This window comes from Mesorhizobium sp. (genome assembly GCF_005063415.1).
Classification (GTDB): Bacteria; Pseudomonadota; Alphaproteobacteria; order Rhizobiales; family Rhizobiaceae; genus Mesorhizobium.
Map to the genome: position 1 here is coordinate 23461 of NZ_SUEG01000011.1, position 14606 is coordinate 38066.

The window sequence follows — 14606 nt, forward strand, 5'->3', positions numbered from 1 at the left end:
CTTCACTGTGAACCCGGGAGGATTTTGGATGCGTGTACTTGCGAAAACTACCTACATTCTGACGACCGCGGCGTTTTTATCGCTCGGCGCTGCCTATACGGCTTCGGCCAATGAAGACCTTGCAAAGCTCGCATCAGATGCGAAGAACTGGGCGATGCAGACGGGTGACTACGCTAACACCCGCTATTCCAAACTCAACCAGATCACTGCCGACAATGTGAAAAACCTGCAGGTCAAATGGAGCTTTTCCACCGGCGTGCTGCGCGGTCACGAAGGCGGGCCGCTGGTCATCGGCGATGTGATGTATGTCCACACGCCTTTCCCAAACAACGTCTATGCTCTGGACCTCAAGAACGACGGGAAGATCCTCTGGAAATACGAGCCCAAGCAGGACTCGAACGTCATTCCGATCATGTGCTGCGACACGGTCAATCGCGGTGTCGCCTATGGCGACGGCAAGATCATTCTCAACCAGGCCGACACCACCGTCGTCGCGCTAGATGCCAAGACCGGCAAGGTCGTGTGGTCTGTCAAGAACGGCGACCAGACCGACGGCGGAAAGGGCGAATCCGGCACGTCGGCACCCGTAGTCATCAAGGACAAGGTGCTCGTTGGCGTCTCCGGTGCTGAATTCGGTGTTCGCGGCTGGCTGGCCGCCTACAATCTGAAAGACGGCAAGCTCGCCTGGAAAGCCTATTCGGAAGGTCCTGATGCAGACACCCTTCTCGATCCTGAGAAGACGACCCATCTCGGCAAGCCTGTCGGAAAGGATTCCGGCACGAACACCTGGGAAGGCGAACAGTGGAAGACAGGCGGCGGCACGACATGGGGATGGTATTCCTATGATCCCAAGCTGAACCTTGTCTACTACGGTACCGGCAATCCCTCGACGTGGAACCCGGTCCAGCGCCCCGGCGACAATCGCTGGTCCATGACAATCATGGCTCGCGATGCGGATACCGGTGTTGCCAAATGGCTCTACCAAATGACCCCGCATGACGAGTGGGACTATGACGGCATCAACGAGATGATTCTCGTCGATGGCATGGAGGTCAACGGCGCCAAGCACGACGTGCTGGTGCATTTCGACCGCAACGGCTTTGCCTACACCATGGATCGCGCCACCGGCGAGCTTCTCGTCGCCAAGAAATACGATCCGGCGGTGAACTGGGCGACGGAAGTCAACATGGACCCCAAGAGCGACCAGTATGGCCGCCCGCAGGTCGTCGCCAAGTATTCGACCCAGCAGAACGGCGAAGACACCAACTCGACCGGTATCTGCCCGGCCGCGCTTGGAACCAAGGACCAGCAGCCGGCCGCCTACTCGCCGAAGACCGGGTTGTTCTACGTGCCGACCAACCATGTCTGCATGGACTATGAGCCTTACAAAGTGAGCTACACCGCCGGTCAGCCCTATGTGGGCGCCACCGTGTCGATGTATGCGGCGCCTGGCGGTGACGGCAACATGGGCAACTTCATTGCCTGGGATGCAGCCAAGGGTGAGATCGTCTGGTCGAAGCCCGAGCAGTTCTCGGTGTGGTCGGGGGCGTTGGCGACCGATGGCGACGTCGTCTTCTACGGTACCCTCGAAGGTTACATCAAGGCGGTCGATAAGGACGGCAAGGAACTGTACAAGTTCAAGACCCCGTCCGGCATCATCGGCAACATCACGACCTATGAACATGACGGCAAGCAGTACGTCGCCGTTCTGTCCGGCGTCGGTGGATGGGCCGGTATCGGTCTGGCAGGTGGGCTGCTTTCGCCCGATAACGCCGCTGCCTGGCATGGCGCCGTTGATCAGGGCCGTGCGCAGGGCGACCAGACCGCAGTCGTTGGAACCGCCGGTCTGGGTGCTGTCGGCGGTTACGCTGCACTTGCCGACTATACGACGCTGGGCGGCCAGCTCACCGTGTTCGGCCTCCCGGACTGACGCCGGGAAGAGCCTTACGACTAGGTTCGAAAAACGAGAGCCCGGGTCACCCGAAGCCGGGAACCGGGCTCTCGATTGCGCCGCCCACCCAACACCGATCAATGCCGCTGCACGACGGCACAGGGTTTCTGGCAAATGAAGGAAGAGTCTGAATGATCGTTCGCATTGCAGTTTCCGCTCTCGCCCTGGTCCTGCTGCCTCTGGCCAGCTCAAGTCTGGTACGGGCCGAAGACAGCATGGAAAAAGCCAAGGCGGTGAAGCAAGAAGGAGGCAAATATTTAGATGCGGACGGAAATCCGACCTACAAGATCGAAAACGGAACCGTCGATTGGTACACCTTCAGCGGGTATCGCCGGTATCACTCAGATTGCCATGTCTGTCACGGACAGGACGCCACAGGGTCGAGCTATGCGCCTGCCCTGGCTAATAGCCTGAAGAACATGGATTACGCCACGTTCCTGTCGATCGTCGCCGAGGGCCGCAAGAATGTCGGCGGCGGCAAGGAAAACGTCATGCCTGCCTTTGGCGACAACAAGAACGTCTATTGTTACCTGGACGATCTCTACGTCTATCTGCGCGCGCGCGCCGATGGCGCGGCACCCCGCGGCAGGCCGCCCAAGCACGAAAACAAGGCTCAGGCAGCCAAGGATGCCGAAGCATCCTGCATGGGTGGATGATATGACCGGCTGCACTGCATCGAAGCTGCGCGTCGTTCTGCCGATCCTCGGCGCGCTCGCCTTGCTGCCGTCGAACGTCCTGGCGCAAAATGCCGGGCTTGGCGCTGCAGGCGAACTGGTCGATCCCGACATTCTGCGCGTCTGCGCCGATCCCTCGAACATGCCCTTTACCGACAAGAACGGCCAAGGCTTCGAAAACAAGCTGGCTGAACTGGTTGCCAAGAAGACGGGGCGGAAATCAGTCGCTTACACGTGGTTTCCCACTGTCACCGGCTTTGTGCGCAACACGCTTGGGGCCAACCGATGCGACATCATCATGGGCTACGCCCAAGGTGATGAACTGGTGCAGAATACCAATGCCTACTACCGCTCCGCCTATGTGCTCGTCTATCCGAAAGGCAACGGCATGGAAGGCGTCGAGACGATCGAAGATCCGAAACTTTCCGGCAAGAGAATCGGCGTCGTCGAAAGCACGCCGCCAACCGCCAACATGGCCGCCAACAAGCTTCTGCGGACCGCCAAGATCTACCCGCTGGCGGTGGATACGCGCGTCACCCCTTCCATGGGGGAGGTCATGATCAAGGACATGCTCGCCGGCAAGATCGACGCGGCGGTCCTGTGGGGCCCGATGGCGGGCTACTATGCCAGGGAACTCGGAGCCGACGTCACGATCGTTCCGCTGCTGAAGGAAAAAACCGGCTCGCGCATGTCTTACCGCATCACCATGGGCGTACGTCCGTCCGACCAGGAATGGAAGCGGACGCTCAACCGGGTGATCAGGGAAAACCAGACGGAGATCATCAAGATCCTGTTGGGTTACAACGTGCCGCTGATCGACGAGCATGACAATCCGATCACGCAATAGTTTGGGATGGGCCCGGCGGAGGCCAGAATGTGGCAGGCGATGAAAGGAAAGGAAGCGGTTTTGCTGCTCACGGTGGGCCCCCTGGGCATTATGGAGCCGGCATGGGCAGGCGGGGTTGACGAGCCCGCCGGCTACCGGCTGGACGAATACCGGGCACCCGTGCCGGACACGCTGCGGCGTGCGACAGTGGTTACCACCGCGGAGGCGGAAGCGGTGTGGCGAGGGAAAAAGGCAGTCTTCTTCGACGTGATGCCGAACACGCCGAAGCCGACCAATCTGCCGCCAGGAACGATATGGAGAGACAAGGTCAGAAAGGACATTCCAGGCAGCATATGGCTGGCCAACGTGGGATACGGCGCTATTTCGGAGGAGACCGCCAACTACTTTCGCCACGGCCTGGCAGCCGCGGCCGGCACCGATAAATCGCGCGCGATTCTGTTCTATTGCATGACGAATTGCTGGATATCGTGGAATGCCGCGAAACGCGCAGTCGAGTGGGGCTACAGTTCAGTGATCTGGTATCCGCTCGGCGCGGATGGCTGGGAAGGTGCAAGTCTTCCGCTGGAGGAGAAAAAACCCTACGCGATGAACAATTGAAGGAAGACCACAGCTACTTTCGATCTTTTTTCGACTTTTAAAACCTACTGATTCATTTGTCCATTTTGAAACGTGATGGACGAGCCATTGCTTCGGTGCCCTGCAATGGTTGACTAACGACAGCATCGGCCCCTTCGGGCTGGTAGAAGAGGAGAAATGTTATGAAGAAGAGCTGGACGAAACCGACCATGTGTCAGGTTGCTGCGGGCTTTGAAATTTCGCGGTATCTGCCTGCTGAAATTACTCCCAAGAAGTAGGCCGCAGAGGTGCGTGTCCCTGACAACAGGGGCACGCATCCCTTTGCCGCATGGGATTTTCGTGAAAGAGTTTGAGGCACGCAAGGCGGGCGGGACGTTTTTTGCGGCTGCAAGTTGGCTGCTGGTCAGCGAAGCCGCGGGGCGGGCGTTTTCATGCGCTTGAGAATCATCGGATCGGCGGCCGGCGGTGGCTTTCCGCAATGGAACTGCAATTATCGTCTGAGCCGTGCGGCTCGCAGCGGGGAAGCTGGCGTGCATTCACGAACCCAATCAAGTGTCGCCGCGTCGGCGGATGGGCTCGGCTGGGTTCTGTTCAACGCGTCGCCCGACATTCGCCAGCAGATCGCGGCAACGCCTGACTTGCAGCCCGCGCACGATGCGCCGCTGCGCTCGACACCTATTCGCGCGGTGGTGCTGACCAATGCCGATGTCGATCACGTCGCCGGCCTGCTCAGCCTGCGTGAGCGGCAGCCTTTCGCTATCTATGCAACGACACAGGTTCTGGCGACGCTGGAGGCGAATTCGATTTTCAATGTCCTCGATCCGGCGCTCGTGCCGCGACGCATCTTGCCGCCGGCGCAAGAACTGGCGATCTGCGATGCAGACGGCCACGACACCGGCGTGGCTGTCGAGAGCTTTCCCGTCTCCGGGAAGATAGCCCTCTATCTCGAAGAAAGAGGCCAGCCGGATGCCAATTTCAGCTCCGACGCCGGCGACACGATCGGCGTTCGAATCGCCGGTGCCGGCAGTCGCGGCTCCGTCTTCTACATCCCCGGCTGCGCCCGCATCGATGCGACCCTGTGCACGCGTCTAGCCGATGCCGCATGCCTTCTGTTCGACGGCACGGTCTTCACCGACGACGAGATGATTGCTGCCGGCGTCGGCCAAAAGACCGGTGCGCGCATGGGGCATCTGGCAATGTCGGGAGACGCGGGGTCGATCGCCGGCTTGGCCGATGTGAGGATCGGCCGCCGTGTCTTCGTCCACATCAACAACACCAATCCTGTTCTGGACGAGAATTCTGCCGAGCATGCTGCAGTCAAAGCGGCTGGCTGGGAAGTGGCCCGCGACGGGATGGAGATGCAACTTTGAGTGATTTCCACGACGCAGCCAGCAACGGCCTGTCCTCCAGAGAGCTCGAAGCCGTGCTGCGGCAGGTCGGTGCCGAGCGCTATCACAACCGCCATCCTTTCCATCACAGGATGACCAGCGGTGCGCTGTCGAGGCCCGAGATGCAGGCCTGGGCGCTGAACCGCTATTGCTATCAGGCTGTCATTCCGCGCAAGGACGCCATGATCCTCGCTCATGCCGAGGATCCGGCGTTTCGCGCCGCCTGGCGCAAACGCATCGAGGATCATGACGGCGAGGACGGCTGGAGCGGCGGTATTGCGCGCTGGTTGCACCTGGCGACCTCGCTCGGTCTCGATGCCGACGCGGTGAAGAGCGAGAGGCTGGCCCTGCCGGCGACACGTTTCGCGGTTGGCGCTTACCTCTCCTTTTGCACGAACCGGACCCTGCTGGAGGCGGTCGCGTCGTCGCTGACCGAGATGTTCTCACCGCTCATCATCGGGGAGCGGGTACCCGCGATGCTGGCCAGATACGATTATATCACCGAGGACACGCTGGCCTATTTCAGCCGACGGCCCGAACAGGCCTCGCGCGACGCCGACTTCGGTCTTGCCTATGTGCTCGAACATGCCGACACGGCGGAACGCCAGCAGCAGGCGATCGATGCACTGGTGTTCAAATGCGATATACTCTGGGCCATGCTCGACGCGCTTCAACACGCCTACGGCGAGCCGGGCAATATCCCGCCCGGCGCCTTCCGTCCGGAGGCAGCCCAATGATAGCACTGCGCGAAAGAGCCATTGTGTCGCCGCAGTCGGTTCCATCGCTGCCGAAGCACGTGCGCATACAGTACGACCCCGTGCGCCAGACGTTCGCCGTGCTTTCGCCTGAAAAGGTGTTCTGGCCAAACGACATCAGCCTCGACATATTGCGCCGCTGCGATGGGCGGTCCACGGTCGGCCACATCATTGCCGGCCTTGCCGCAGATTATGATGCCGAACAGGAGGCTGTGGCGGCCGATGTCATCGCCTTCCTGCAGGAATGGTCGGACAAGCTGCTGGTGAAGCTATGAGCGAGCCCCCTCTCCCCCCGATCGGCATGCTGGCGGAACTGACGCATCGCTGCCCGCTGCAATGCCCCTATTGCTCCAATCCGCTCGAATTGCTGAAGGCCAATCGCGAACTCGACACGCAGAGCTGGCTCGACCTGTTCTCGCAGGCGGCCGATCTTGGCGTTCTCCAGGTGCATCTGTCCGGCGGTGAACCGACGCTGCGTCGCGATCTTGAGCAATTGATCGCCGGGCTTTCGGCGCGCGGCGTCTACACCAACCTGATCACCGCCGGCGTCGGCATTGCGGATGGCCGCATCGAGGCATTTGCCGAAGCCGGGCTCGACCATCTGCAACTGAGCTTTCAAGGCGCACGGCCGGCGACCACCGAGCGCATCGGCAATCACAGGGGCAGCCACGAAAAGAAGCTGGAAACGTCACGGCGCGCTCGCGCGGCCGGCTTGCCGCTTACCATCAACGCGCCGATCCATCGCCACAATATCGAGGAGGTACCGGAATTTATCGATCTGGCCCTTTCGCTGGGTGCGGAGCGTCTCGAGATCGCCAACGTGCAGTACGCCGGCTGGGCGCTGACCAATCGCGATCAACTGATGCCCGAGCGTGCTGCCGTCGACCGGCAGGCGGAGATCGTCGAGGCGGCGCGCGAACGGCTCACCGGCGTCATGAACATCGATTTCGTAACGCCGGATTATTTCGCCATCTATCCCAAGCCGTGCATGGGCGGCTGGGCGCGCGACGCCTTCATGGTGACGCCGGACGGCACCGTACTGCCATGCCATGCCGCCCAGACCATCCCGTCGCTCAGTTTCGAGCGTTTTGGACCACGCAGCCTGGCCGCGATCTGGACCGATTCCCCTGCATTTAATGCCTTTCGAGGCACCGACTGGATGCAGGAGCCCTGCCGCAACTGTGAGCGGCGCGAGATCGACTGGGGCGGCTGCCGCTGCCAGGCGATGGCAATCGCCGGCGATGCCGCCGCGACGGACCCGGCTTGCGAGAAATCGCCGATCCATGCGCGCATGGCAATGCTGATCGACGAAGCCCAGCGCGCTGCGACGGTTCCTTCGAAGGACGAACCATTCGTCTACCGGCGTATCGGCGTCGTCACCGAGCCCGCCTGACTGCCGACCTATTCCTACGGCCTACCCTCGTGAAAGCCGTTCGGCATGCCACGTCATATGGTCATGCATGAATGTCGAAATGAAAAAATAGGAGTGATCATATTCGTCCTGCATCCGCAATTTCAACGGAATGCTTGCCTTGAAGCAGGCGTCTTCGAGCAGCCAAGGCCTGAGGCCCTCCTGAAGGAAACCGTCTGACGTTCCCTGATCGACCAGGAATTCCGGGAAACGGTGTCCATCCTCGATGAGCGAAGTGGCATCGTAGCGCCGCCACGAGGCCTCATCTGGGCCGAGATATTTTTCGAATGCCGGCCTCGACCAGCCGGCTGTGCTTGGCTGCACGATCGGCGCAAAGGCCGAGCAACTCCTGAAACGCGCGGGATTTTTCAGTGCGATCGTCAGCGCGCCATGCCCGCCCATCGAATGGCCGAAGATCGACTGGCGTGCCATATCGGCGGGAAATTCGCGCCCGATCACGGCTGGCAGCTCCTCGACGATGTAGGAATACATGCGATAGTTCTTGGCATACGGCTCTTGCGTCGCGTCGAGGTAGAAACCGGCGCCGCTGCCGAACTGCCAATTGTCCTTTTCATCCGGAATGTCGGCACCACGCGGGCTGGTGTCGGGACAGACGACGATCAAGCCAAGTTCGGCGGCAATACGTCTGTATTCGCCTTTTTCCATTACATTCGCATGGGTGCAGGTGAGTCCGGAGAGGTACCACACCACCGGGCAACGCCTTTCCCGTGCCTGCGGAGGCACGAAAATGGCAAACGTCATTTCGCATGAGCAGCTCGTCGAGAGATGAGAGTAAACGTGCTGGGCGCCGCCATGCGACTTGACAGTCGAGACGAGTTTCGGGTGCTCTGGCATATATTCTTCTCCGCCAATTTTTGACCGCCGACCATAGCCTCTACGACATCGGGGGCGATCGCGGCAACCTTGGTGGGCCGGCCGGCGTGCAGGGTTCTTGATCGCAGTGGGGATGACCTGCGTTAGCTGACCGTTCTGGCAACGAGACGCCATTCGCTGGCGCTGCGTTGCCCAAGTCTTTCGCAACCATACGGGTTCAGGCTGGGGCGCCCATTGCCGATGCTGGCTACTGCAAGGACGCAGTGCGCAGGGGATCGGCGACGCCTTCCGGGACGCCGAACTCTGCGCAAGTGCACTCGCCATGGCTTTCAGCGGCGACAGCGCTTCGACGCGGCTATGGCGGACTATCGGCGACAGCGCGACAACACTCGCTGCCGGTGCAAGAGTTCACCTGCCAACTCGCAACAATGGCCCATTGAGATGCAGCAACATCGCAGGGGCACCCAACGCATGACACCGACGTTCCGATTTAGCCACCCATGTGAGCCGACGGCTATTCCCGACGGTCGAAAGCAACGGACAAGCCTAGGGCAGTTGCTGCCTCGACGATCGCCTCGGTTAGCTCTTCATCGGATGCGACGAGATAAGGGGCGGCTTGCCGTCTAGATCGACCAAGCCTCCTGGGCCTCGACCGGCTTCTCAGCAGATCGCCCGCGCGCTGCGGAGCCATGGCAAATTGCCAGGTTCGTAGGTGAGCGCAGTCCAGGAGCTCGGCTCGGCCCACGGGCGCGCGCCCCCTGCGCTGGGCGAAGATGTCGCCTAGAAATAGCCGAGGATGGATTTGACCTCGAGATACTCCAACATGCCCTCGATCCCATATTCGCGTCCGTTTCCGGACTGCTTGAATCCGCCAAACGGGGCGTGCGGATCCCAGGCCGGGTAGTTGAGATGCACCTGACCGGAGCGAATCCGCGAAGCCACGTCCCTGGCGGCGCCCATATCCTTGCCCTGCACATGCGCCCCCAGACCGTAGACCGTGTCGTTGGCGATGGTGATGGCCTCCTCGATTGTGTCGTAAGGGATGATGCAGAGAACTGGCCCGAAGACCTCTTCCTGGGCAATGCGCATGCTCGTGTGCACGTCGGAAAAGATGGTCGGCTTCACATAGAACCCGACGTTCAGATCGTGCGCACGGCCCGGTCCTCCGGTGAGGAGCCTGGCGCCCTCAGAAATGCCGACGCCGATCATGGTTTGGATGCGGTCGAATTGGGCACGGTTTGCGATTGGACCATGAGTTGTGGCTTCCGAAAGAGGATCGCCAATGACGATCTGGGCTGCGGCCCTTTTGGCGATTGCCTCGATCTCGGAGAGCAGCGCGCGTGGCACGATCATGCGCGTCGGGGCGCTGCATGACTGGCCGAGATTGCGGAAGGCAGCGGCTACGCCCAGAGAAACGGCGCGATCGAGATCTGCGTCCGGCAGGATCACGTTCGGCGACTTGCCCCCGAGCTCCTGCGCGACACGCTTGACCGTGGTCGCTGCCGCCTGGGCCACCGCAATGCCCGCGCGGGTGGACCCGGTAATGGAGATCATATCCACATCCGGATGGGAGGCGAGACCCATACCCACGCCTGGACCATCACCTTGCACGAGGTTGAAAACCCCGGCAGGGAAGCCAGCTTCCTCGATCGCCTCGGCGAACAGCAGGGCGTCCAGCGGAGAAAGCTCACTCGGCTTCAGCACGATCGTGCAGCCTGCAGCGAGCGCCGGCGAAACCTTGGCGGTGATCTGGTAAAGTGGCCAGTTCCACGGAGTGATCAAGGCGCAGACACCGATCGGTTCGTGGGTGACGGCGGTTTGCCCCCGTTGCTTGACGAAGCGAAAGTCTGTCAGCACATCGCGAGCGACCTTAACATGCGTGATCGCCAGCGGCACCTGGGTGCTGCGCGCATAGCCGATCGCCGCGCCCATTTCGAGGCTCAGGCATTGAGCCAGCAGTTCGCCGCGCGCCTCGAGCAGCGCTTGCAGGCGATCGAGCAGACCCGCGCGGTCTTCTGGCGTGGTCCGACTCCAGGTGGCGAATGCCCTGCGAGCCGCTGCAACGGCCGCGTCCACGTCCTCGCCATTTCCAAGCGGAAACTGGCTCACAACCTCTTCTGTGGCGGGATTGACGACGGCGCCCGTTGCGGTGCCGCTCGGCTCAACCCATTGACCGTCGATGAAAAACTTGTCCGGGTGGCCGTTGCGGGACAGGTGTTCGAGGGGCGTCATCACCCTACAAGGTCCTTCATGCGGTAATAGGCGCCGAGAATAGGCAGGAACCAGGGGCGCCCGAAATAACCGGGGATCGCTGGCCAGTCGAAATCCTTCCAGGGATTGAGCTCGGGGTGCCCGTCCATGACGTCGGCCATGATGGTGCCCATCAATGTCGACATCTGGGTCCCGTGTCCGCTATAGCCCATTGAGTAATAGATGCCATGGCGCTCTCCGGCGCGCGGCAGGCGATCGCGGGTCATATCGACCATGCCGCCCCAGCAGTAGTCGATCCGGGTGCCGGCCAGTTCCGGAAAGACCTCGACCATCGCCGCCTTGAGTATCCGGCCGCTTTTTTCGTCGGATTGAGGATTGGACACGGCAAAGCGCGCCCTCCCGCCGAACAGAAGGCGATTATCCGGCGTGAGCCGCCAGTAGACAACGAGATTGCGCGTGTCGACGACCATGCGCCCGGTCGGCATGAGACGCTTAACATGGTCGGGCGACAGCGGCTCGGTCACGATCAGAAAGGCGCCGACCGGGATCATGCGCCGGCGGATCCAGCCGAGCGGGCCAATCTGGGAGATGCCGCTCGCCAACAGGACCTGCCGCGCGACGATCTTGCCCTTTGGCGTCGTTACCTCATGCCCGCCTGAAACCTTGCGCATCGCCATGACGGGCGAGCGTTCATGGACCTGTGCGCCACGCCGGGCAGCAGCGGTCGCGAGGCCCTGGACGAACCGGCCGACATGCATGCCCGCGCTCTTGGGAAAGAGCAGCCCGCCATGGTAGCGGTTGGTGCCGACTTCGGTTCGCAGGTCCGCGCGCGCGATCATCCTGGTTTCGGGATCGACATTGGCCGCCAGCAGTTCCTGGCTGCGCGCCAGCATGTCGTAGTGTTCGGGCTTGGCGGCAAGCTTGAGCTTGCCGACACGGGAGAAGCTGCAGTCGATCTTTTCTTCCTGCACCAACCGCTCGACCATATCGACGCCGGCGTCGAAAGCCTTGTAGAGCGCATTTGCGGCCGGCTTGCCGTGCTTGCCAGCCATGATTGCATAGTTCTGGGCAAAGCCGTTGTTGCACATCCCGCCATTGCGGCCGGACGCGGCGTTGCCGATCGTTTCGGCCTCCAACAGGGCAACCCGGGCGCCCTTTTTGGCAAGGGCCAGCGCGGCGGAGGAGCCGGTCAGGCCGCCGCCCACAATCGCCACGTCGTAGTGGCCTTCGAGCGGTTTGGACGACCCTTCATTGAACGGCTGAGATGTATCCAGCCAGTAAGAAGTAGACTTCATTTTCTTGACCACCAGTGTTGATTTGAGTGGGGCGACATCCGAGCGTAGTTGCGCGCCTACCAGCCGCGCATCCGCTCCCAACGCGCTTCAATCTTGGGGCTGTCCCCGTTGACGACGCCGTAGTAATCATGCTGGGCGGCCATCGCACACGCATGGTTGGGCAGAATGCGGACCCGAGTCCCGAGCGGTAACTCGGGCATGTACTTTCCAGAACCGGCACGAGTGGCGAGGATACCGTGTTCCTGGCTGGCCTGGGCCACGATCACATCTTCAAGCACCCGCCCCTTTTCGTCGCAGACCACACCGTAACCCTGGTCGATCTGCTGATTTGCGGTTCCCCGGTCGCGCGAAAGCGCCATCCACCCGGCGTCGACCAGCACCCATCCCTTTTCCGGCTTGGCTCCGATCACGGTGGCCAACACGGAAACCGCGATATCGTCGATGGCACAGACCCCGACCCCGTGCTGGACGAGGTCGAAGAACATGTAGACGCCGGCGCGCAACTCCGTAATGCCTTCTAGATTCTCGGCGAAGTGTGCGGTCGGCGTCGAACCGAGGCTGATGCTCGGGCAGGCATGGCCGTGAGCGCGCAAAGTTTCGGCCGCGCGCACGCTGGCCGAACGCTCGTTCTCGGCTGCTTTGATCAGCGCATCGGGCGTGCTCAAGGTATAGGACTCGCCCGCATGGGCGAGGACGCCGACCAGATTAGCGCCCGCTTCGACGACCCTGTTGGCCACCTCGAGCAGCTTGGGATCGTCCGGCTTCAATCCACCGCGATGGTCATCGCAGTCCAGTTCGATGAAGACGGACGGCGTCACGCCGATTGCTTGGCGCACGCCGGCCAGGGCATCGGCCTGCCCGACCGAATCGAGCAACAGCTTCAGATCGACACCGGTACGGCGACAAAACTCCATGGCACGCATGGCCGAAGCCGGCGAGATGCCGACCGCATAGGTCATGTCTCGAAAGCCATGGCCCGCAAAATACTCCGCCTCGGCGATGGTCGAGACCGTGATCGGACCGGGTTCTGGATGGAACGCGCATCGGGCGACGTCGATGCTTTTGGCCGTCTTCATATGCGGGCGCAGCACCACGCCAAGCTTCTTGGCGCGCTCGGCCAGACCCTGGATGTTGCGCTCGAGCCGCCCACGGTCGAGAAGCAGCGCCGGGGTGACCAAGGCGTCGATCGTGGTAGCCGTCTCGCTCACCGCCAGGTTTGCCGCCCTCTTGTTCATAAGTTCGTTTCCTAAGTGAACGATTGGTTTGCCAACGCATACATATGGGCTGGCCGCTCGGAGACGGGTCGTTGGCCTTTGACCATGGCGGTCGCACTGCCGGATTGCTGAAGACCAAGGCTCTCAAGCCATTCGCCCAATCCATCCTCGGCATAGACGTCGATGCGAATGAATTGATCGTGAAGCTTCGAAAGCTGGGCCAGGATCAGAAGCCGCGCGTCTTGGTCGCTCTCGGCTGCACAAGGGCCGACGACATAGCCGCGGCCAAACCTCCTCGCGATAGCGTAGCCTGCAATCCGTCCCCTGCGCTCAATGACCAATGCGTTGCCCACATCGGCGAGCGCAGCCACCATCGCCAGCCGGGGCATGCCCGTGGCCGATTCGTCGAGGGCCTGGATCGCCGCGAGGTCGGAGGCTGTCACGTGACGGATGTCGTCGCGGGTACTCCGCGTCACGGCGGCAGTCAGCGAGCCCTGGTGCTGAAGCACCGTGCCCCAGGCAGTGAAGCCGCGTCGCTTGTAGAGCGCCAGCCCCTCTTCCGTTGAGTTGAGCAGCACGTTGCGACCGTGTGTCGCCTCAAGCAATCCATCAAAGAGCCGGGCGCCGTTGCCACCGCCTTGCGCGGAGCCAGTAACTATGATCATCCCGACCGAGGCATAGGACTGTCCGTAATTCCACGACATGGCGGTGCCAATCACCTGTCCTGCCCGCTCGAGGACCAGGCCATTGCCGACCATCACGGCAAATTCCCAATCCTCCTGGCGGTAGGGCCAGGCCATCTCCTGCGACAGCTTCAGCGCGCCCGGCAAATGGCGGGTTTCCAATTTCATCAGCTCGGTCGGGGCGCTGACGATATCTCTGTCATGCTCAAAGGCCATAAGGTGCAACGCTGTCACTTGATCCAGAGTCGGATTGAAGTCGGATCTTAGAGTCGCGCCCGGCGGACAGATTTCGCTGCTGTTTTGCCCCTTCAAATCAGCGGGATTATTCGTTTTAAGCTGTTCCTCGGCATGCCAAATCGCGCCAATCGGGCGAGGAATACCTGACACCTTGAATCGCCGCCTCGTGGTTGCCCGCGATCGGCGTTACGTCCGCACCATCCCCAATGGATGTGATCTCAGCCTCTGCAATGGCATAGCCGCAACACTCCCCAGCGATAAAACGCATGATGCTCAGAAGGAATTTTTGATGATCTACATCAGCGAAGAGGAGTCAGCCGCCCTCGTCACTCATGAACTTGCCTTCGAGGCGGCGCGCGAGGCTCTCGTGGCGGCAGCATCGCGGCAGAGCTGGGTCTTTCCCGCTGTTCTCGGACGCACACAGGAGGCGACCAATACCTTCTCAATCAAATCCGGTTCGTCGGACGACCTGACCGGAGTGAAAATTGGCTCCTTCTGGTCGGGCAACCCGGCACGTGGCCTTCCCCGCC

The 14606-nt window shown here is 61.5% G+C and carries 13 protein-coding genes and 1 pseudogene; 9 read left to right on the top strand and 5 right to left on the bottom strand.

Translation table 11 applies throughout. The annotated features are described in order from the left end of the window. The first annotated feature begins 28 nt into the window (after positions 1-28). The 8 genes from E5W70_RS05445 to pqqE all read left to right on the top strand — a co-directional run bounded on the left by E5W70_RS05445 (position 29) and on the right by pqqE (position 7584). On the top strand, positions 29-1930 hold the full coding sequence (locus tag E5W70_RS05445) for a methanol/ethanol family PQQ-dependent dehydrogenase (RefSeq protein ID WP_292654917.1): 1902 nt from the start codon (positions 29-31) through the stop codon (positions 1928-1930). A 236-nt stretch (positions 1931-2166) separates the two neighbouring features. Next, on the top strand, positions 2167-2607 hold the full coding sequence (locus E5W70_RS05450) for a c-type cytochrome, methanol metabolism-related (RefSeq protein WP_036239057.1): 441 nt from the start codon (positions 2167-2169) through the stop codon (positions 2605-2607). A 1-nt stretch (position 2608) separates the two neighbouring features. Continuing rightward, positions 2609-3472, top strand: coding sequence for a substrate-binding domain-containing protein (locus tag E5W70_RS05455; RefSeq protein WP_292654920.1), 864 nt, complete (start codon positions 2609-2611; stop codon positions 3470-3472). 27 nt (positions 3473-3499) lie between these two features. Continuing rightward, positions 3500-4069 (top strand): PQQ-dependent catabolism-associated CXXCW motif protein, encoded by a 570-nt coding sequence (locus E5W70_RS05460; RefSeq protein ID WP_366509666.1) that lies wholly within the window; start codon positions 3500-3502, stop codon positions 4067-4069. A gap of 410 nt (positions 4070-4479) precedes the next feature. Beyond that, positions 4480-5418 carry a pyrroloquinoline quinone biosynthesis protein PqqB gene (pqqB, locus tag E5W70_RS05465; RefSeq protein ID WP_292654924.1) on the top strand — a complete coding sequence of 313 codons (939 nt, stop codon included), beginning with the start codon at positions 4480-4482 and terminating at the stop codon, positions 5416-5418. Next, positions 5415-6173: a pyrroloquinoline-quinone synthase PqqC gene (pqqC, locus tag E5W70_RS05470; RefSeq protein ID WP_292654926.1), complete on the top strand. Its 759-nt coding sequence runs from the start codon at positions 5415-5417 to the stop codon at positions 6171-6173. Before pqqB ends, pqqC begins: the two co-directional genes overlap by 4 nt. After that, positions 6170-6466: a pyrroloquinoline quinone biosynthesis peptide chaperone PqqD gene (gene pqqD / locus E5W70_RS05475; protein ID WP_292654929.1), complete on the top strand. Its 297-nt coding sequence runs from the start codon at positions 6170-6172 to the stop codon at positions 6464-6466. The genes pqqC and pqqD overlap by 4 nt, the downstream gene beginning before the upstream one ends. Continuing rightward, the gene (gene pqqE, locus E5W70_RS05480; protein WP_292654932.1) at positions 6463-7584 is read left to right on the top strand and encodes a pyrroloquinoline quinone biosynthesis protein PqqE; all 1122 of its coding nucleotides are present in this window, start codon (positions 6463-6465) and stop codon (positions 7582-7584) included. The genes pqqD and pqqE overlap by 4 nt, the downstream gene beginning before the upstream one ends. A 21-nt stretch (positions 7585-7605) precedes the next feature. Here the strand turns inward: pqqE and fghA are convergent, their stop codons facing one another. The 5 genes from fghA to E5W70_RS05505 all read right to left on the bottom strand — a co-directional run bounded on the left by fghA (position 7606) and on the right by E5W70_RS05505 (position 14226). Continuing rightward, positions 7606-8457, bottom strand: coding sequence for an S-formylglutathione hydrolase (gene fghA, locus E5W70_RS05485; RefSeq protein ID WP_292654935.1), 852 nt, complete (start codon positions 8455-8457; stop codon positions 7606-7608). 759 nt (positions 8458-9216) lie between these two features. After that, positions 9217-10671 carry an aldehyde dehydrogenase family protein gene (locus tag E5W70_RS05490; RefSeq protein WP_292654937.1) on the bottom strand — a complete coding sequence of 485 codons (1455 nt, stop codon included), beginning with the start codon at positions 10669-10671 and terminating at the stop codon, positions 9217-9219. After that, positions 10668-11942 (bottom strand): FAD-binding oxidoreductase, encoded by a 1275-nt coding sequence (locus E5W70_RS05495; RefSeq protein WP_292654940.1) that lies wholly within the window; start codon positions 11940-11942, stop codon positions 10668-10670. The genes E5W70_RS05490 and E5W70_RS05495 overlap by 4 nt, the downstream gene beginning before the upstream one ends. A gap of 56 nt (positions 11943-11998) precedes the next feature. Continuing rightward, positions 11999-13177 carry an alanine racemase gene (locus tag E5W70_RS05500; RefSeq protein ID WP_292654942.1) on the bottom strand — a complete coding sequence of 393 codons (1179 nt, stop codon included), beginning with the start codon at positions 13175-13177 and terminating at the stop codon, positions 11999-12001. 11 nt (positions 13178-13188) lie between these two features. After that, complete coding sequence (locus E5W70_RS05505; protein WP_292654946.1) at positions 13189-14226, bottom strand: GNAT family N-acetyltransferase; 1038 nt, start codon at positions 14224-14226, stop codon at positions 13189-13191. 139 nt (positions 14227-14365) lie between these two features. Here E5W70_RS05505 and E5W70_RS05510 point away from each other — a divergent pair. After that, positions 14366-14606, top strand: a pseudogene (locus E5W70_RS05510) (ornithine cyclodeaminase family protein); the annotation flags it as partial.

What these genes read in the sequence shown, in the direction of transcription:
- fghA (WP_292654935.1), bottom strand. Translation starts at nt 8,457, where the DNA reads ATGCCAGAGCACCCGAAACTCGTCTCGACTGTCAAGTCGCATGGCGGC.
- E5W70_RS05495 (WP_292654940.1), bottom strand. Translation starts at nt 11,942, where the DNA reads ATGAAGTCTACTTCTTACTGGCTGGATACATCTCAGCCGTTCAATGAA.
- pqqB (WP_292654924.1), top strand. Translation starts at nt 4,480, where the DNA reads ATGCGCTTGAGAATCATCGGATCGGCGGCCGGCGGTGGCTTTCCGCAA.
- pqqE (WP_292654932.1), top strand. Translation starts at nt 6,463, where the DNA reads ATGAGCGAGCCCCCTCTCCCCCCGATCGGCATGCTGGCGGAACTGACG.
- E5W70_RS05460 (WP_366509666.1), top strand. Translation starts at nt 3,500, where the DNA reads ATGTGGCAGGCGATGAAAGGAAAGGAAGCGGTTTTGCTGCTCACGGTG.
- pqqD (WP_292654929.1), top strand. Translation starts at nt 6,170, where the DNA reads ATGATAGCACTGCGCGAAAGAGCCATTGTGTCGCCGCAGTCGGTTCCA.
- E5W70_RS05455 (WP_292654920.1), top strand. Translation starts at nt 2,609, where the DNA reads ATGACCGGCTGCACTGCATCGAAGCTGCGCGTCGTTCTGCCGATCCTC.
- E5W70_RS05450 (WP_036239057.1), top strand. Translation starts at nt 2,167, where the DNA reads ATGGAAAAAGCCAAGGCGGTGAAGCAAGAAGGAGGCAAATATTTAGAT.
- E5W70_RS05445 (WP_292654917.1), top strand. Translation starts at nt 29, where the DNA reads ATGCGTGTACTTGCGAAAACTACCTACATTCTGACGACCGCGGCGTTT.
- E5W70_RS05500 (WP_292654942.1), bottom strand. Translation starts at nt 13,177, where the DNA reads ATGAACAAGAGGGCGGCAAACCTGGCGGTGAGCGAGACGGCTACCACG.